Origin of the sequence: Herminiimonas sp. KBW02, from assembly GCF_003852535.1 — a bacterium.
In the GTDB taxonomy this organism is placed as follows: Bacteria; Pseudomonadota; Gammaproteobacteria; order Burkholderiales; family Burkholderiaceae_D; genus Oxalicibacterium.
This window is the reverse complement of record NZ_QAJP01000008.1, coordinates 313,569-330,788: the sequence shown is the minus strand read 5'-3', so window position 1 is coordinate 330,788 and position 17,220 is coordinate 313,569. Positions and strand designations below refer to the sequence as shown.

General features: G+C 53.7%; 15 protein-coding genes. 8 read left to right on the top strand and 7 right to left on the bottom strand.

The genetic code is table 11. The features are described from left to right. Positions 1-51: 51 nt before the first annotated feature. The 3 genes from DBR37_RS14825 to DBR37_RS14815 all read right to left on the bottom strand — a co-directional run bounded on the left by DBR37_RS14825 (position 52) and on the right by DBR37_RS14815 (position 1,771). Entirely contained in the window at positions 52-486 is a 435-nt protein-coding gene (locus DBR37_RS14825) for a GNAT family N-acetyltransferase (RefSeq protein WP_124575247.1), read from the bottom strand. 14 nt (positions 487-500) lie between these two features. Next, the gene (locus DBR37_RS14820) at positions 501-1,256 is read right to left on the bottom strand and encodes an SDR family oxidoreductase (RefSeq protein ID WP_124575246.1); all 756 of its coding nucleotides are present in this window, start codon (positions 1,254-1,256) and stop codon (positions 501-503) included. Between the two features lie 77 nt (positions 1,257-1,333). Further along, on the bottom strand, positions 1,334-1,771 hold the full coding sequence (locus DBR37_RS14815; protein ID WP_124575245.1) for a carboxymuconolactone decarboxylase family protein: 438 nt from the start codon (positions 1,769-1,771) through the stop codon (positions 1,334-1,336). 112 nt (positions 1,772-1,883) lie between these two features. On the opposite strand from DBR37_RS14815, the gene DBR37_RS14810 reads away from it, so the two are divergent. The 5 genes from DBR37_RS14810 (at position 1,884) to DBR37_RS14790 (ending at position 8,347) form a co-directional block, all read left to right on the top strand. Next, positions 1,884-3,317, top strand: coding sequence for a PLP-dependent aminotransferase family protein (locus DBR37_RS14810; protein ID WP_124575244.1), 1,434 nt, complete (start codon positions 1,884-1,886; stop codon positions 3,315-3,317). A gap of 122 nt (positions 3,318-3,439) precedes the next feature. Beyond that, positions 3,440-3,970: a sigma-70 family RNA polymerase sigma factor gene (locus tag DBR37_RS14805; RefSeq protein ID WP_199739129.1), complete on the top strand. Its 531-nt coding sequence runs from the start codon at positions 3,440-3,442 to the stop codon at positions 3,968-3,970. 2 nt (positions 3,971-3,972) lie between these two features. Next, positions 3,973-4,992, top strand: coding sequence for a FecR domain-containing protein (locus DBR37_RS14800; RefSeq protein WP_124575243.1), 1,020 nt, complete (start codon positions 3,973-3,975; stop codon positions 4,990-4,992). A gap of 91 nt (positions 4,993-5,083) precedes the next feature. Beyond that, entirely contained in the window at positions 5,084-7,525 is a 2,442-nt protein-coding gene (locus DBR37_RS14795) for a TonB-dependent receptor (protein WP_124575242.1), read from the top strand. 156 nt (positions 7,526-7,681) lie between these two features. Then, positions 7,682-8,347, top strand: a complete 666-nt coding sequence (locus DBR37_RS14790; RefSeq protein ID WP_124575241.1) for an RluA family pseudouridine synthase — start codon at positions 7,682-7,684, stop codon at positions 8,345-8,347. Here DBR37_RS14790 and DBR37_RS14785 read toward each other — a convergent pair. The 3 genes from DBR37_RS14785 to DBR37_RS14775 all read right to left on the bottom strand — a co-directional run bounded on the left by DBR37_RS14785 (position 8,344) and on the right by DBR37_RS14775 (position 12,937). Continuing rightward, entirely contained in the window at positions 8,344-10,527 is a 2,184-nt protein-coding gene (locus tag DBR37_RS14785) for a bifunctional diguanylate cyclase/phosphodiesterase (RefSeq protein WP_124575240.1), read from the bottom strand. The two genes, DBR37_RS14790 and DBR37_RS14785, sit on opposite strands and share 4 nt — an antisense overlap. Positions 10,528-10,839: 312 nt before the next feature. Next, positions 10,840-11,916 carry a tartrate dehydrogenase gene (locus DBR37_RS14780; RefSeq protein WP_124575239.1) on the bottom strand — a complete coding sequence of 359 codons (1,077 nt, stop codon included), beginning with the start codon at positions 11,914-11,916 and terminating at the stop codon, positions 10,840-10,842. Positions 11,917-12,022: 106 nt separating this feature from the next. Further along, positions 12,023-12,937 (bottom strand): LysR family transcriptional regulator, encoded by a 915-nt coding sequence (locus DBR37_RS14775; RefSeq protein ID WP_124575238.1) that lies wholly within the window; start codon positions 12,935-12,937, stop codon positions 12,023-12,025. A 216-nt stretch (positions 12,938-13,153) separates the two neighbouring features. Here DBR37_RS14775 and DBR37_RS14770 point away from each other — a divergent pair, with 216 nt between their 5' ends. From DBR37_RS14770 to DBR37_RS14760, 3 genes are all read left to right on the top strand, one after another. After that, positions 13,154-14,533 (top strand): nucleobase:cation symporter-2 family protein, encoded by a 1,380-nt coding sequence (locus tag DBR37_RS14770; RefSeq protein WP_124575237.1) that lies wholly within the window; start codon positions 13,154-13,156, stop codon positions 14,531-14,533. A 46-nt stretch (positions 14,534-14,579) separates the two neighbouring features. Further along, positions 14,580-15,962 (top strand): amidohydrolase family protein, encoded by a 1,383-nt coding sequence (locus DBR37_RS14765; RefSeq protein ID WP_124575236.1) that lies wholly within the window; start codon positions 14,580-14,582, stop codon positions 15,960-15,962. 174 nt (positions 15,963-16,136) lie between these two features. After that, complete coding sequence (locus DBR37_RS14760; protein ID WP_124575235.1) at positions 16,137-16,643, top strand: deaminase; 507 nt, start codon at positions 16,137-16,139, stop codon at positions 16,641-16,643. A 66-nt stretch (positions 16,644-16,709) separates the two neighbouring features. Here the strand turns inward: DBR37_RS14760 and DBR37_RS14755 are convergent, their stop codons facing one another. After that, positions 16,710-17,204, bottom strand: coding sequence for a hypothetical protein (locus tag DBR37_RS14755; RefSeq protein WP_124575234.1), 495 nt, complete (start codon positions 17,202-17,204; stop codon positions 16,710-16,712). Between the last annotated feature and the right edge of the window lie 16 nt (positions 17,205-17,220).

The following is a 17,220-nucleotide window of genomic DNA, read 5'->3' as shown; positions in this document are numbered from 1 at the left end:
AACAATCTTGAAGAAAGTTGAAGGTGAACTTATCGCGTTTTTACCGCGCTTCTAAAGCGCTTCTACGAAGTGCATGCCGCGCGCCAGCAGTCCTTGCCGGAAGTAAAAGCGTTGTGCCAGCGCCATATGCAAGCCGGTATCCAGCACAAAGTTTTTGCAGCCGGACATGGCGGCTTGCTGGCGTGCCGATTGCAATAGCAGCTCACCTATACCGGAACGATGCAGTGTACTGGTGACCACCAGATCATCGACGTATGCGAAGCGGCTGTATATCGTACTCTCCTGCAAGCGATACCCGGTCAGTCCGACGATGCGGCCTTCACGCCATGCTGCCAGCAAACGATAGCCCTGTGCGTACTGGCGCTTGATTTGTTCCACATAAGCTGCGCTGTCTGTCAGATGTGGTCGCAATTCCTGCATCACTGCAAACGACGCCGCCAGGTCGGCGTCGCTTTCTATATGTCTGATATCTACTTCGGCTGGCATGTCTAGCTCCTGAATTATTTCGCTGCCTGCGACTTGCTGATCCAGGCTGAGAATCCGGTCGTCGTAATCTTTGCTTCACCAATCGGGGTCAGCGATTGATCGTTAATCTGTGCGCCGTAATAAGCCGCTTCAGGATCGCTAACGACAACACGCTGGTCGCCCAGTGCAGCCAGGTAACGCTTCATCAATTCTGCGAGTCCGACTTTTTCCGGACCGGCAGCATCGAAGCTGTCATTGATAGGCTGTTCCAGTGCCGTGTCGGTAACCACCGCTGCGATATCGTCGGAGGAGATCGGTTGCACATGCGCAGGCGACAGACGGATCTCATTACCGACAGTGCCGAACTGTGCGATACCACCAAGGAATTCAAAGAACTGGGTAGAACGTACGATGGTGTATGGCACTTTGGATTGCCTGATGAGGTTTTCCTGAGCCATCTTGGCGCGGAAGTAGCCGCTCTCCTGCATGCGGTCAGTACCGACCACCGACAAGGCGATATGGTGTTTGACACCGGCTTGTTCCTCTGCTGCCAGCAAGTTGCGTCCGGAAGTTTCAAAGAAGTCGAGTACGGCCTGGTCTTCAAAGGAAGGGGAGTTGCTCAGGTCGATCACGACTTGTGCTCCCTTGACTGCATCGGTCAGGCCTTCACCTGTCACGATGTTGATGCCGTTGCTCGGCGAGCCGACCAGTACGTCATAACCAAGCTGGCGCAGATTGCTGACAACTTTGGAGCCTATGAGGCCGCTACCGCCGATAACCAGGATTTTCATATCAACCTTTCTGTGTCTGCCCGCCGCGCGTGCGGGACTGAGTGTGCTTGTAGGGTTTGCTTGAGGTGTGCTTTAAGTCAGCTCGGCATTTTGCGGAACGCGACAGAGAAGCGATTCCAGCTGTTAATGGATGTAATCAACAAGGTCAGCTCGACCAGTTCTGCATCGGTGAAGTGCGGGCGTACCGCTTCCCATACTGCATCCGGCACATGGCTTTGTGCGACCAGTGTCAGCGATTCTGTCCACTCCAGCGCCGCGCGTTCCTTATCGCTGAAGAAAGGCGCTTCGCGCCAGGCTGCTACGGTTGCCAGGCGGCGTTCTATTTCGCCAGCCTTGCGTGCGTCGGTAACGTGCATGTCGAGGCAGAAGGCGCAGCCGTTGATTTGTGAAGCGCGCAGGCGTACCAGTTCTTTCAGCAGGATGTCCAGTGTGCCTTTGGCAATCTGGTTTTCTACACCCATCATGACGCGGATGGCGTCTTTATCGGTAGTGAGGAAGTCGAGGCGAGTTTGCATGTGTAACTCCTGAGTCAGGTTGATTTAATTAAAAATGGCGTGTCCTTGATGTGTAGTATGCGAATATCATGGCCGTGTTAGAAGGGCCAAGAAATGCAAAAAGGACTAGTCCATGAAAAAATCCAGGCCTGCGCTCGACCTGAGCATAGATCGTACGCTCGAACTGCCCATGTATATGCAGATTTGCCAGCGTTTCAAGACGGCAATAGAGCAAGGGCATTTGCGCGCAGGTGATCGCGTGCCGGCAGTACGGGCATTGGCGACCGAGTTGAACCTGGCACGTGGCACGGTGGAGATGGCCTACCGTATTCTGACTGATGAAGGATATTTGCAGGTCAGGGGAGCGGCCGGGACTGTTGTCTCACCTTCGTTGCCGCAGCCTGCGGCGGTCAAGCCGCCAACGCCTGTGCCGGGACAAACCATATCCGCCTTTCTCGATCACGACGGCAAAGCTCCCAAGCCCTTGCAACTGGGGTTACCTGCCCTGGATGCATTCCCGCGCAAGGTCTGGAATCGACTGGTAGGGCATAGATTACGTGGTAGTGAACCAGCACGGCTGGGCTATCCCGATCCGGCTGGTTACGATCGTTTACGCGAGCGGATTGCAACCTATCTCGGCGTGTCGCGCGGCGTGAGCTGCCTGCCGGAACAAGTCTTCATCACAACCGGTTTGCGCAATACGCTGGAACTGACACTGAGCAGTCTTTCGACTGCCGGCGATGCGTTCTGGTTTGAGGATCCGGGCTATATTCTGGCGCGCCCCTTTCTGCAAAATGCCGCCGTCAAGGTAGTGCCGGTACCGGTTGATGCGCACGGCCTGATGGTCGAGGAGGGCAAGCGTCTCAGTCCCTATGCGAAGTTCGCGATGGTGACGCCGTCACACCAGAGTCCGTTGGGCGTAACGTTATCTTTGGAGCGCCGGATGGCCTTGCTGGACTGGGCCAGTAGCGCCGGGAGCTGGATCATTGAAGATGATTACGATAGTGAGTTTCGTTATCAGGGCAGGCCGCTGCCGGCGTTGAAAAGCCTGGACCGAAATGATCGGGTTATTTACAGCGGGACCTTCAGCAAAGTGATGTTCCCGGGCTTGCGCCTGGCCTATGTGGTTGCACCTGTGAGTGCGGTGCCGCGCTTTCAGGCTGTTTCTTACAACCTGAATGCGGGGTGTCCGTATTTGTTCCAGGCCAGCGTTGCCGACTTCATTGCGGAAGGTCATTTCTCCCGTCACCTGAAAAAAATGCGCACGCTCTATGCCGAACGCCGGCAGGTGACGCAGCAGGTATTTCAGCAGGTGCTGGGTGAGCGCATACGTATCGATTTGCGTCCCGGCGGTTTGCACATGTTGGCGCAACTCGGGGAACACGAAAACGACATCCTGTTGGCAGACCGGGCGCGTGAAGCAGGCCTGGCTTTGCACCCCTTATCGCGCTGGTACATCAACGTGAAGCCGCAACAGGGTTTGTTGCTGGGTTTTGCCAATGTTGCGGACGAGAAGGATGCGCGGCGCATCGCGTTGAAGCTGAAGGGCGCGCTGGATAGCAAATAGCTGTCGCGCGTGGGGTTCGCTCGCAAAACAACACTGCCGCGATAGAAATTGCGTAGCGCAGTTCGCTTGAGTTAATATGAGAATGGTTCTCATTAACATCAATCTTCGCTGAATTTCCCTTCATGTCTTCCCTCGAACCAGCTTTGCAGCAGCAAATGCATACGCTATACAGCAACCATCATGGTTGGTTGCATGGCTGGTTGCGCAAGAAGCTGGGCTGCGCGCATCAGGCCGAGGATCTGGCACATGATACTTTTTTACGTCTGATCATCCGGCCACGCCAATTGGATAGTGCCTACGATCCGCGTGCTTATCTGACCAAGATTGCGCAAGGTCTGGTCGTCGATTTGTGGCGCCGTCAGGAAATCGAGCGGGCCTGGCTGGCGACGCTGGCTGCGCATCCTGAATCTGTCGTGCCCTCGGCCGAGCATCAGGCCATCATCATAGAAACACTGATCGAAGTTGATTGCCTGCTCGCGCAGTTACCGGAAAAACCGCGCCGCGCTCTGCTGCTCGCGCATCTGCACGATATGACTTATGCCGAGATCGCCGGCGTGCTGGCGGTCTCCGAACGCATGGTCAAAAAATATATGGCGCAAGCCATGCTGCATTGCCTGATGCATGGTGCAGCGTTCAAAGAGGCGCTGGTTTAAGCATGAGCATAAGTGTCGCAGGGACTGCTCCCGTCAATCAGGAATTTGAATTTGCCACGCTGGAACAGGCGGCCGAGTGGTTTGCCGTGCTGCGCTCCGGTGCAGTGACGGATGAGGAGCGACGGCAGTGGCATGCATGGCTGGATGTGCGCGAAGAACATCGCCTGGCGTGGCAAAGGGTAGAGGCGATCAGCAATGGCTTATCGTTACCGAAAGCGGCACCGGAAGCTGCCAGCGCGGCCTTGAGTGCTGCGGTGCTGCAACGTCGGCGCACCTTGAAGATGTTGTCCTTGTTTGCCGTGACCGGCCTGGCCGCTTATGGCGTGAGCCGTAGCAGTGCGATACAAACGGTGCTGGCCGACCTGAATGCCGATTACCGGAGCGCGGTCGGCGAGATACGCAATCTGACGCTGGCTGATGGCAGTGAGCTCTGGCTTAATACGAATAGTTCGCTGGATCAGCAATATGACGCACGCATGCGGCGGGTCACCCTGCGCAAGGGGGAGGTCATGATCGCGACGCATCCCGATACGCAATCACCACCACGGCCGTTTGTCGTCTATAGCGCGGAAGGCAGTCTGCGCGCTATAGGTACGCGTTTCAGTGTGCGCCAGCTGGATGGTAAAACCCGCCTCAGTGTATTTGAGGGTAGGGTAGAGATTACTCCGCTCAATACGCAGGCTGGCAGCAGGATCATAGAAAGCGGCCAGCAAGTCGATTTCAATCGCAGTGAAGTGGCGCCGGCGATAGCCGTTGAACCGACGCAGCAAGCGTGGAGCCAGGGTTTGCTGGTGGCAGACAATATGTCTCTCGGCGATTTCGTTGAAGAACTGGCGCGTTATCGCTCCGGTTATCTCGCCTGCGATCCGGCTGTTGCCGATTTGCGCGTGGTAGGCGGTTTCCCGCTGAACCGGGGCGACCAGGCGCTGGCCATGCTGGAAGCATCGCTCCCGGTCAAGGTACATGAAACTTTTCCATGGTGGGTAACGATACGTGCCCGGCCATCGCTCGCGGAAAAATAAATTCACCCAATCGGTTCCCCTTTTCTGATCTCGCACGGAAAACAGTTTGAAGGCTCAGTAACTGCCATTACTTTTTCCGAAAGATTCGATCATGAAATACGAAGTCCCCAGCCGTATCACCTCATTCCGCACTGAGTTCAGGTTGAAACCCGCCGCGCTTGCAATACACGTCTTGTTTGCCGGAGCGGTAATGCTGAGCGCCTTGCCAGCGGATACCTACGCAGCAGAACCACTGCCCGCAGCCAAAGCTGCCACGCGCAACTTCGCCGTTCCTGCAGGTCCGCTGAGTGGCGCGATTGCACGTTTTTCCGCGCAATCAGGCACTTATGTCTCGGTCAATGGCGCACTGACTGATGGCAAGCAAAGTCCAGGAGTACAGGGTAATTTATCCGTGCCGGAAGCCATTACACGTCTGTTGGCTGGTAGCGGTCTGGAGGCCATCCTGCAGCCTGACGGGAGCTATGTACTGCGTGTTGCAGCGATGGCCGATGCGACTTTACCTGCCGTGACGGTCACCAGCGACGTCGGCTCGGCCAGCGACTTGCCTAAGCCGTTTGCGGGTGGCCAGGTTGCCAAGGGCAGCCGTGTCGGTATTCTGGGAAATGTGGATATATTCGATACGCCATTCAGTACGCAAAGCTACACCGAAGAATTCGTGCAAGACCAGCAATCGCGCCGCGTCGCCGACATCATCTCGGTTGATCCGTCGATACGCAGTGCGATGGCGGAATACGGCGATAGTGAAACCTACATCATTCGCGGCTTTCCGGTGTTCGTGAATCAGGTCGGTGTGAATGGTTTGTATGGCATGACCGAGAGCCGCCGCATCACGCCGGAATTCTATGAGCGTGTTGATGTGCTGAAAGGACCTGCAGCCATGCTGAACGGCATCAGCCCGTTTGGTGTGGTCGGCGGCAACATCAACCTGACCAGCAAGCGTGCGGATGACAAGCCGTTGACACGGGTGACGGGGAGTTATGTATCGGACAGTCAATTTGGTGTGCATCTGGATCTGGGACGTCGCTTCGGTGAAGACAATGTCTGGGGTGTGCGCCTGAATGTACTCAAGCGCGACGGCGATACGCCGATAGATCGTCAGGACGATCATATGAAAAATGCCGCATTGGCACTGGATTATCGCGGCAAGAAATTGAAAGCCAGCCTGGACGTTGCGAATCAGGATCGTCTGACGAATGGATACTCGGCGAACATTACCTACGATAGTGGTTTCGCTTTGCCCAGACCGCCGCAAGTTGACAAGAATTACGTCGATGATTGGGAATACATCAAAACCAATGCGAAATATTTGATGGCACACGTGGAGTACGAATTCAGTCCGACGTTTACCGCTTACGCAAACTATGGCAAGTCCAGGGGTAACGAAGAGTACTACTATGGTGGTACGCAAGGCCGCAAGTTCATCAATAGCGCTGGCGATTTTACTGCGCGTGCAGGTGGTTTCAAAGGCTCATACGAAGTCGATACGTATGAATTGGGTATGCGCGGCAAGTTTATGCTGGGTGATGTTTCCAATAACTATGCGCTTTCCTACAGCGACTTTAGTCGGACCGGTTATGGCCTGACAGTGCATGCAACCCCGCAATACACCGGCAATGTTTACAACGTACCTAATCGTCCACGCCCGGTCGTGAACTATGGCACGATCCCGCAAAATGGCGATCTGCAATTAAGCAGCGTAGGCTTGGTCAATACCTTTGGCTTTATGAATGACAATGTGTTGCTGACTGTGGGTTTGCGTCGGCAGGAGTTGTTTAGTGGTGTGTTTACGGGGGGTATCAGAACCAAAAATTATGACGAAAGCAAAGTCACACCTGCCGCTGCTTTACTGGTGAAACTGGGTAGCTACTCGCTGTATACCAATTACAGCGAAGGTCTGGCACAAGGGGCGACGGCACCTGCCGGTTCATCCAACGTAGGCACAATTCTGGCTCCTTCTGTTACCAAACAAATGGAAGGCGGCGTCAAATACAACGCGGGGACCTTTGGTGTCACGGCAGCTGTGTTCCAGATAACTCAGCCTAACGCGTTTACCAATTCAAATGGCGTATTCGGGGCTGATGGTGAGCAACGCAACCGTGGTCTCGAGTTATCTACCTTCGGCCAGCCATTGCGTGGTGTCCGTCTGCTCGGTGGTATTACCCTGATTGATGCGGTACAAAGCAAAACCTTAAATGGCGCCAATAACGGCAAGGATGCCATCGGTGTACCCAAGGTGAATGTCGTGCTGAACGGTGAATATGATCTTGAATCGCTGCAGGGTGTCACCCTCACGGGCCGTATCAATGCATTCAGTGGGGCACAGGCGAATGCAACGAATACGCAAAGTATCCCGGGCTGGCATACGCTGGATGTTGGTGCACGTTATGTCACGCAAGTGGCAGGCAAGGCAGTGACCTTCCGCGGCAATGTGATCAACCTGGCTAATAAAAACTATTGGAACTCGGTATCGCGCGGCTTTATTACTTTAGGTGCGCCTCGTACGGTATTGTTGTCTGCGTCTATCGATTTCTAAATCGCTGACACAGTTGCGGGTGAGTACATTTCACCCGGAATGACGGTGCTTACGGATATCTTCTGTAAGATGTGCGCTGGTAAGGCCTGACTGTTGCATGAACCATATGCAATAGCCGGGTTCCAGCGTACTTAAATCAGAGATGGTTTCCCAATAATGTCCGTCAGCACAGATAACTTTGTCGCACCACCATGCGTAGATGAAATAGAAATCATCTACCAGGATGAGACTATCTTGCTGATCAATAAACCCAGCGGTTTGCTGACACTGTCGGGGAAGAATCCATTGAACCTGGACTCAGTACATTATCGTCTGGTACAGCAATTCCCGGGTGCGTTGATGATACACAGACTGGATCTGGGCACTTCGGGTTTGCTGGTAGTCGCGCTGAACAAAATCGCTGCCGCTCACATCAACCGCCAGTTCCAGTTACGTACTGTCAACAAAACCTATCAGGCAGTATTAGCCGGACACATGACTGCCGATAGTGGCGACATCGAATTACCCATCGCTAAAGATCCGGTCAACTTTCCGAAATTGAAGGTGTGCTTCAACACCGGAAAACCAGCCAGTAGTCATTACGAAGTGCTGGACAGACAGGCAGACACGACGCGTGTCCTGTTCACGCCGCATACAGGGCGCACTCATCAATTACGCATCCACAGTGCGGGAATAGGGCATCCGATACTCGGATGCGATCTCTACGGTACGCCTGAGAGTGCGCATATGGCGAGCCGGCTATTGCTCCATGCGATGACGCTGGAGTTTGATCATCCGCTCAGCGGAGAACGCATGCGCGGTATCAGCGCATGTCCGTTTTAAGCCCGCTGTTGCAGCGGGCCCGCTATATCGTAAATCTCGGCAAACTCGGTAGCAGGCAGCGGCCGTGAAAACAGATAACCTTGTCCTTCCGCACAGCCGATTGCGAGCAAGGCTGAACGTTGTTCTTCAGTTTCTATGCCTTCGGCAATCGTTTCGAGTTTAAATGCATCCGCCATATCGAGCACTGCCGCGATCACGGTCTTATCTTGCGGCGAAGCGATCATGCCCTGTACGAACGAGCGATCAATCTTGATACGGCTAAGCGGGTAGCGCTTGAGCAAACTCAGCGATGCGTACCCGGTGCCGAAATCATCAAACGCGACGCCTACGCCTTTATTGCGCAAGAGCTGCAGTGATTCAAGTACCAGATCATCATGATCGAGCACGATGTCTTCGGTAATTTCCAGTTCCAGTGCCTCCGGTGGCAGGCCATGTCTTTCCAGCGCGGTGATCACCCGACTGGCCAGGTCATCCATCCGGAATTGCGCACCAAATAAGTTAACGCCCATACGGAAATCACGGACGCCAAATCGCATCCATTCGGCGGCCTGAGCACAGGCTTCATTCAGCACCCAGGTACCGACCGTTGCAGCCAGAGGGCCGCTTTGCAATGCAGGCAGGAAGGCGGCTGGTGACAGCATGCCGCGTTCGGGATGGCGCCATCGCAGCAAAGCCTCGGCCCCAGCCAGTGAATTATCGGAGAGGCGGATCTGCGGCTGGTAAAACAGCACGAACTCACTTTGATGCAAGGCGCGTTGCAGTTCCAGTCCGTATAGATGACGCGCTACGGCTTCCATGCGCAAGTGATTCACATACATGAAGGTTTGCGCACCACCCAGACGTTTTGCCTGGAACAGGGCCAAATCAGCATTGCTGATCAACTCCAGCGCTTCTTCCGCATGCTCGGGAGCGGTGGCGAAACCGCAACTGGCTGTCACGCGTATGGAGTGATCCTCGATCAGGAGAACGGTGCTGATATGATCGATGATGGCCTGCGCCATGCACTGCACCCATGTCGAATCGCTCGTTTCCGGCAGCAATACGGCGAACTCATCACAACCTATCCGTGCAGCCAGACCGGTTTTGCCGATGACGGACTCAAGCCGGCGCGCCACTTCACACAGGATCGCATCGCCGACCGCATGACCAAGCGTGTCATTCATATCCTTGAAGCCATCGATGTCCAGCATCAGGACGGAGGCGGGTGTGCCAAGCACAAGCAACCGTTCAACCTCCCGATACAGGCAGGCGCGGTTGGCAAGTGCGGTCAGAGGATCCGTATTGGCCAGACGATGCAGTTCGGCCTCTTCGCGTTTTCTTGCCGAGATATCCTGCAGGTGCGCATTAAAAATCAGCTGGCCTCGCTCTTGCCAGCAAAAGAGCGACAAGCCTAACTGGAACTCCGTACCATCTTTCCGTAATCCATAAATCGTATCGGGTATCACCAGGCCGTCAAATGTCCCCTTGATCACGGCCTCTCGTACCAGCTCCTGAAACAAAGCATGCGCACATTCCGGCATGAGCGCATCGGCCAACATACCATTGCCTTCTTCCAGCGTATAACCATGCAATGCGGCTGCGGCCTGGTTCCAGTTGACGATCTTGCGCTGCTCATCAAACCAGACTACGGCGGTAGGTGAGTTGCGGGCGAATTCTTCGAACGAAGGACGTGCTTTTTCCATTGATAATTCGATGCGGCGTAGTTCCAGGCGATCGACCGCCATCTTCGCCAGCTCGCGCAATCTTTCACAGTCTTCATCTGAAAACTCCCGTGGCTGACCATCAATCACACATAAGGCACCGAGTGCGTAACCGTCCGGTGACAGCAAGGGTACGCCAGCGTAAAAGCGTAAATTGGCCGGACCGATAACCAGTGGATTGTCATGAAAGCGTTCATCCAGATGCGAGTCGGGTATCACCATCACCTCGTTCCGCAAGATGGCATGCGCGCAGAAGGAAACATCACGGCACATATCGACTTCGCCAACACCTGAACTGGCGGCAAAAAACACGTGATCGTTGCCTATCATATTGACGGCAGCGACAGGCATGCCGAACATGCGTGACGCAATCTGAACCACAGGATCAAGGGAAGGAAGGGGCCGGTCGGTGCTTAAACCATAAGCGGTCAACGCCTGCAGGCGTTGAATTTCATCCGGCGGAATGGGAGGACATTTCATGGGAAATTTCCGTTCAAAGACGCTGACAGATGCAAATGTATTTTTAATATAACTTCTTTTGAAACATGCTCAAAGAAAAGTGTTGACGTTAGTCATCATATGAGACGCATCGCCTGGACTTTCCTGGGTGTTCCACTATTAACGTCTGATAACGGTATATTTTTATCCCATGAATATGGGAATTTGGATGTGGGTGCGCAGGATTCTGAGTAAGAACCGTATGAATGACGGGAGCGTCTCTCAAAATCGAAGTTCTATTCTGAGGGACGCTCCCGTCATGAAAATTCGTGGTGCTGAAGAGCGGGGGGGTTATCAGATTGCTGCAGCAATCGCTTTTCCAACATCGGACGTATTGCCGTTGCCGCCTAGATCGGGCGTATTCGGGCCTTGCACCAGTACCGTTTCTATCGCGTGCATGATGGCATCGTGCGCTGCCTTGTAATTCGCATCGCCATTGCCAAGGAAGTCGAGCATCATCGCACCGGACCAGATCATACCGATAGGGTTGGCGATATTCTTGCCGTAGATATCGGGTGCTGAACCATGCACCGGTTCAAACAGTGAAGGAAACTTGCGCTCCGGGTTCAGATTGGCAGATGGTGCGATGCCTATGGTACCGGTGCAAGCTGGCCCGAGATCGGACAGAATATCGCCGAACAGATTGGACGCGACTACGACATCAAAGCGTTCAGGTGAAAGTACAAAACGTGCGCACAAAATATCGATGTGATACTTGTCCCAACGCACATCCGGATATGCTGGCGCCATCGCTTCGACGCGACTGTCCCAATAAGGCATGCTGATCGAAATACCGTTCGACTTGGTGGCCGAGGTCAGATGTTTCTTCGGTCGGCTTTGCGCCAGTTCGAATGCGTATTTGAGAATGCGATCAGTACCGCGACGCGAGAAGATCGCATTCTGCGATACGAATTCATGCTCAGTGCCATCAAAACTTTTGCCACCTACAGCCGAATACTCTCCTTCTGTGTTCTCGCGCACTACATAGAAATCGATGTCGCCGGGTTTGCGATTCGCCAGCGGGCAAGGCACGCCAGGCATCAGGCGTACCGGACGCAAATTAACGTACTGATCAAAGTCACGGCGGAACTTGATGAGCGAGCCCCACAAGGAAATATGATCCGGAACCAATGCCGGCATCCCAGCCGCACCAAAGTAAATAGCCTCAAAACCTGCCAGCTGTTGACGCCAGTCATCCGGCATCATCTGTCCATGCTTGAGGTAGTACTCACAGTTAGCCCATTCCATCGTTGTGAACTCAAGAGCAATATTGAATTTGCGTGCCGCTGCCTGCAGCACACGCAAACCTTCCGGCATCACTTCGTTGCCGATGCCGTCGCCGGCGATGACTGCAATTTTATGATTTTTCATGAAGCTTACCTTTGCGTTTTTGTATTGATGGAAGGAATGCTGTTGGAAATTTTAAATTGGATTCATGCCGGATCAAACGGATAGTAATGGGAAGTTGTACTGCCTTTTAGCGTGCGGTGGTCTGTCCGAAGTTATCGAATTCAAACACTTTGTTTTGCTGGAATTGTTCTCGTAACCATCGTTCTGCCTCTGCTGGATGTCGGCGTTTTTGCCACAGTAGATCTACGCCGACAAGCCAGTCCGTAAATGGGTAGGCTTCCAGTTGCAGCTCTACCAGTTCTCCTTGTTCCAATTCACGATGGATTAATTGCCGCGGCAATGTGGCCCAGCCCAGGCAGGCGCGCACCATTTCTATCAAGGCCAGATAGCTTTCTGCTTGCCATACTTTTGTGGCCCTCAGGTATTCGGTGGTAGGGAGCTTGTTGGCATGCGCGCTGAAGGCGAGATGACGGTGTATGTGCAGATCACTAAAACTAACTTTTTTCAACTTGGCCAGAGGATGATCAGGATGAGTGATGTGTACCATGACGAGCCTGCCCAACTGGGTGAAGTTCAACTCGCTGGGGTAGCCTGGTTGGGCAAAAGCAATGCCCAGTTCTGCCTCTCCCTTGAGTACCAGTTCGCTGACATCACCATAAACAGGATTGCGAATAGTCAGGTCGATAAAAGGAAACTCTGCTTCAAAAGCGCTTAGTACCGGCATGACCGTGTTGTACGGGATCTCGATTGCCAATCTGAGTTCTGCCGGGTTGCTGTCACTCAGGCTATCTGCATGCGCCTCCAATGCGATGCAGCGCTCCATGACCGCTTCGGCTTCAATCAGCAATTTACTTCCGGCTGCCGTGAGTGTTGGCTTGCGCGTTGTGCGATCGAACAGGGACAGGTTCATATCAATTTCGATATTCGCGATCGCGGCACTGACAGTCGACTGTGTTTTACCGAGTTTCCTTGCAGTGGCAGAGAAAGACCCGGTTTCCGCCACCAGTAAAAACGTCTCAAGTTGTTCTAAAGAAAATCGCATTGTCTCCCCTGATTTACTTATCGATCAAAGCGATAGTAACTGATTTTATTATCGATTCCTTTCGATAGATGATGGCGTGTCCCCGGATATTGACGACAGATCAACGGGGCCGATCAGCTAATTGTTCCCGCCAGAAGGAACAAATAGCCAAGCGCTACCAGAGGCGGCAATCGCTGCCGCCCGGGTTTCGTATCTATACGAAAAAAGGAGATGCAAATGAGCAAGGAAAAGGACGTTCATGTAGTTGATGAGATGCTGCCATTAGGCCAGCTAGGCACTTATGGTTTGCAACATGTACTCGTGATGTATTCAGCCTGCATCATCGTACCCCTGATACTTGGTGCGGCACTGCAACTTCCAAAGGACCAATTAACCCTGATCATCAATGCCGACTTGTTTGCTGCAGGCCTGGCGACACTCGTGCAATGTGCAGGGAATCGATTTTTTGGCATACGACTGCCCATCATGATGGGCGTGACCTTCGCTTCGGTCACACCAATGATCGCGATAGGCGTGAACCCGAATCTGGGGCTGCAAGGGGTGTACGGTGCAATTATCGTATCCGGCCTGTTCGGTATTCTGTTCGCTCCGGTCATGGGGCGTTTGCTGCGTTTTTTTCCGCCGTTGGTGACCGGTACCGTGCTTTTGGTGATCGGTATTAGTCTGATGCGTGTCGGTATCGACTGGTCAGCAGGAGGGCAGCCGGTATTGGCCGATGGTAGCCCCAATCCCGATTATGGCAATCCGGTTTACCTGGCAATTTCACTTTTACAGTTGATCCTTATCCTGGGTATCAACCGTTACGCAAAAGGATTCATTGCTAATATTGCGGTGCTGTTGGGCGTCCTGGTTGGTTTCTTCATTGCCTTCTTTCGCGGTGATATCGTGCTTGACGGCATACATGAGACTCCGTGGTTCTCGATGATTACGCCGTTCGCGTTTGGTATGCCGAAATTCGACATAGTCGCGATTATTTCCATGTGCCTGGTGATGTTGGTCACCATGGTCGAATCGACCGGAATGTTTCTCGCGCTGGGCAAGATGGTTGACCGTCCGACTACACGTCAAAGCCTGGTACGCGGGTTGCGTTCGGATGGCCTGGGTGCCGTTCTCGGCGGCGTGTTCAATGCCTTTCCGTATACATCTTTCTCGCAAAACATCGGCCTGGTGACCATGACCGGTGTCAAGAGTCGCTATGTGTGTATGGCCGGCGCGCTGATTCTGATCGGCTTGGGGCTATTTCCCAAGATGGCCTACATCGTTGCTTCCACGCCGCAGTATGTACTCGGTGCCGCCGGTATGGTGATGTTCGGCATGGTCATGCTGATGGGTGTACGTATTCTTTCTACCGTCGATTTCGAACGTTCGCGTTACAACCTTTTGATTGTGGCCACCAGTGTGGGTATAGGCATGATCCCTATGGTTGCGCCGCGTTACTTTCACCATTTACCTGACTGGAGCCGGGTCTTTACCGAAAGCGGGATTGTCCTGAGCGTTTGCAGTGCACTCATGCTCAATATTCTGTTCAACGGGCTCGGCAGGAACGATGAGGCGGAAGTAGTGGCCGCCCGTACGGCAGCCTTGAGCGACAGCTGAATGAACAAACAAGCAAAAAATAACCAACAAAAAAGGAATGAATAAGATGACTAATGAACTCATCAGGGCCGATCTCGTCCTCACCATGGATGCTCACAACACTATGATCGAAGATGGCGCGGTCTATGTGAAGGACGGTGTGATTGCCGATGTCGGTCCTGCCCAGGAGCTGCTCGCGCGGCATCCTGCGGTTTCGGTACGCAACATGGCCGATCGTTTATTGATGCCGGGGCTGGTCAATACCCATTGCCACTCCGGCATGCTCCGGGGGACGGCAGAGGGCTTGCCGGTATGGGATTGGTTGCAGCAGTTTATCGATCCCATGCACCGGGTGCTGCTACCCGCTGAGGCGCGCTTGTCTTCCATGCTGTGCTACAGCGAAGCATTACTGTCCGGCACGACCACGATAGTCGATATGTGGCGCTATATGCACGGTAGTGCAGAGGCCGCCAACGAGCTGGGCATACGTGCGGTGTTGGTGCCCTACGTAGCCGAACACCCCGACCATAATTATTTTGAGACCCTCGATGGCAACGAGGCTTTGATTGAGCGTTGGCATGGCGGTGCGCATGGCCGCATCAGTGTATGGGTGGGCCTGGAGCATATGTTCTATGCCGTGCCGCAGGCATACAAACGTATTGTGGATATCTGCAAAGCCAATCAAGTCGGCTTCCATACGCATAGCAATGAAAGTCGCTTTGACGTCGAGGAAACCCTCAGGCGTTATGGAATACGCCCGATACAGGCACTGGAGAAGTTCGGCTTGCTCGATGTCAGCAAGGTTCTTCTTGCTCATTGCGTATGGGTCGACGATGACGAGATCGCGCTGATGGCAAGACGCAATATCGGTGTGGCGCACAATCCGATCAGCAACATGAAGCTGGCATCCGGTGCGGCTCCGGTCGAAAAATTGTTGGCAGCAGGCGTGGCAGTTGGCCTGGGTACCGATGGTGAAAAAGAGAACAACAACCTGGATATGTTCGAGGAGATGAAGGTCTCCTCTTTGCTGGCTAAGTTCGCGAACCTGAACGCCGCAGCACTGGATGCGTGGTCGATATGCCGTATGGCTACGATAGACGGAGCGCGAGCACTGGGTATGGAGCAACAGATCGGTTCGCTGGAGGTCGGTAAGGCCGCCGACATGATTGCTGTACGCACCAACACGCCGAGGATGACGCCACTCATTACGCGTGGCCCGCTGGCCAACCTTCATCACAATCTGGTGCATGCGGTACAAGGCGGTGATGTGGACATGACCATGGTGGCCGGACGGGTGCTGGTCGAAAACGGCAAACTTAAACATGCGGACTTGGGCGCGTTTATCTCCGAAGTCAATGATGCTTCGCCTGATTTGTTTGCTCGTCGCAAAAAATGGCTGGATCAAGCCGGGGTTTCCGTCAATGAACTTGATCGGGTCAACGTCGTTTGAGCCCGAATTGATAGTAATTGATACGCGATGAGCGCAGTACTACTTAATGTGCTGCTCAACGGGAGCGACGGGCAAGCACAAGTGCCGGAAGAAACGCAAAGCAGCCAGGTAAGGTGAATCATGCGGTAGCAGGCAAGAATCCTTTGATCAACAACCTTTTAGCAGGAGCAGGTAATGAATAGCGACAGCAACGCAGAAACCTCAAATGTGTCTATCCGTGATCTGGAACTGTTGCGTCAATCGATCACGCTGTCGGAAGAATCGAAGCAACGTGGCCGCCATCCGTTTGCCGCGCTGGTGGCTGATGAACATGGCAATGTCATTGTCACGGCGGGGAATAACTCAATGCCACCGGAAGGTGATCCGACCCAGCATGCTGAGCTGATCGCCGCCGCACGTGCTGCCCAGAAACTGAGCCCTGAACAGCTTGCCAAAAGCACGCTCTACACCAGTGCGGAGCCGTGCTGTATGTGTTCTGGCGCAATCTATTGGACAGGCATCGGCCGTGTCGTGTACGCCTTGTCTGAACATAATTTGCTTGGACTGACCGGAGATCATCCGGAAAACCCGACTTTTTCGCTGCCGTGCCGTGAAGTTTTCGTGCGCGGCCAGCGCCAGGTAGAGGTGGTGGGGCCGTTGCTGGAAGACGAGGCAGCCAAGGTGCATGAGGGATTCTGGTAGTAAGGAAGCAAACAAAAGGGCCCGTTAAAAAACGGGCCTTTAGATTTTGTGATTCTGTGCGCAACCTTAGGACGGAAATGCAGCAGTCTTCTTCTTTTTGCGCAGGAATAGTATTTGCGCGGTCACGCCAACGATCAGAATGATGAAGAGTGCGCCCAGCGATCCGAGTAGCAGCGGTGATTTTGGATCAGTTACGAACGGATGACCATCGGGTACGCGACGCAAGGTTTCACTGACGCTGGGTACCATCAACAGGAAGACGGTCAGGCTCAGGCATATCGTTTCGATGTAAATCGCAGCACGTCCTGCGAAGCGAATAAACGCGATTCCATAGCCCGTCACCAGCAGCAGGATGGTGGCAACGGCGATGCCGTAGCTTACGGATTGGTGTGCAACAAGAAATACGGTAACGGCACCTATCAGCATCGAAATAAAGTAGGCGGTGCCGGCCCCATTCCGCGGCGTGATTCTGCCATAGCGTAGCAACATATACAGGGCGAGGGGAATAGCAGGCAGGCTGCCTAGTGTGTGTAACCAGCCTAAAGGTGATATTCCAAACATGATGATTCCTTTCGTT

Excerpts from the sequence above, each read along its gene's own strand:
- DBR37_RS14825 (WP_124575247.1), bottom strand. The coding sequence starts at position 486 with ATGCCAGCCGAAGTAGATATCAGACATATAGAAAGCGACGCCGACCTG.
- DBR37_RS14820 (WP_124575246.1), bottom strand. The coding sequence starts at position 1,256 with ATGAAAATCCTGGTTATCGGCGGTAGCGGCCTCATAGGCTCCAAAGTT.
- DBR37_RS14815 (WP_124575245.1), bottom strand. The coding sequence starts at position 1,771 with ATGCAAACTCGCCTCGACTTCCTCACTACCGATAAAGACGCCATCCGC.
- DBR37_RS14810 (WP_124575244.1), top strand. The coding sequence starts at position 1,884 with ATGAAAAAATCCAGGCCTGCGCTCGACCTGAGCATAGATCGTACGCTC.
- DBR37_RS14805 (WP_199739129.1), top strand. The coding sequence starts at position 3,440 with ATGTCTTCCCTCGAACCAGCTTTGCAGCAGCAAATGCATACGCTATAC.
- DBR37_RS14800 (WP_124575243.1), top strand. The coding sequence starts at position 3,973 with ATGAGCATAAGTGTCGCAGGGACTGCTCCCGTCAATCAGGAATTTGAA.
- DBR37_RS14795 (WP_124575242.1), top strand. The coding sequence starts at position 5,084 with ATGAAATACGAAGTCCCCAGCCGTATCACCTCATTCCGCACTGAGTTC.
- DBR37_RS14790 (WP_124575241.1), top strand. The coding sequence starts at position 7,682 with ATGTCCGTCAGCACAGATAACTTTGTCGCACCACCATGCGTAGATGAA.
- DBR37_RS14785 (WP_124575240.1), bottom strand. The coding sequence starts at position 10,527 with ATGAAATGTCCTCCCATTCCGCCGGATGAAATTCAACGCCTGCAGGCG.
- DBR37_RS14780 (WP_124575239.1), bottom strand. The coding sequence starts at position 11,916 with ATGAAAAATCATAAAATTGCAGTCATCGCCGGCGACGGCATCGGCAAC.
- DBR37_RS14775 (WP_124575238.1), bottom strand. The coding sequence starts at position 12,937 with ATGCGATTTTCTTTAGAACAACTTGAGACGTTTTTACTGGTGGCGGAA.
- DBR37_RS14770 (WP_124575237.1), top strand. The coding sequence starts at position 13,154 with ATGAGCAAGGAAAAGGACGTTCATGTAGTTGATGAGATGCTGCCATTA.
- DBR37_RS14765 (WP_124575236.1), top strand. The coding sequence starts at position 14,580 with ATGACTAATGAACTCATCAGGGCCGATCTCGTCCTCACCATGGATGCT.
- DBR37_RS14760 (WP_124575235.1), top strand. The coding sequence starts at position 16,137 with ATGAATAGCGACAGCAACGCAGAAACCTCAAATGTGTCTATCCGTGAT.
- DBR37_RS14755 (WP_124575234.1), bottom strand. The coding sequence starts at position 17,204 with ATGTTTGGAATATCACCTTTAGGCTGGTTACACACACTAGGCAGCCTG.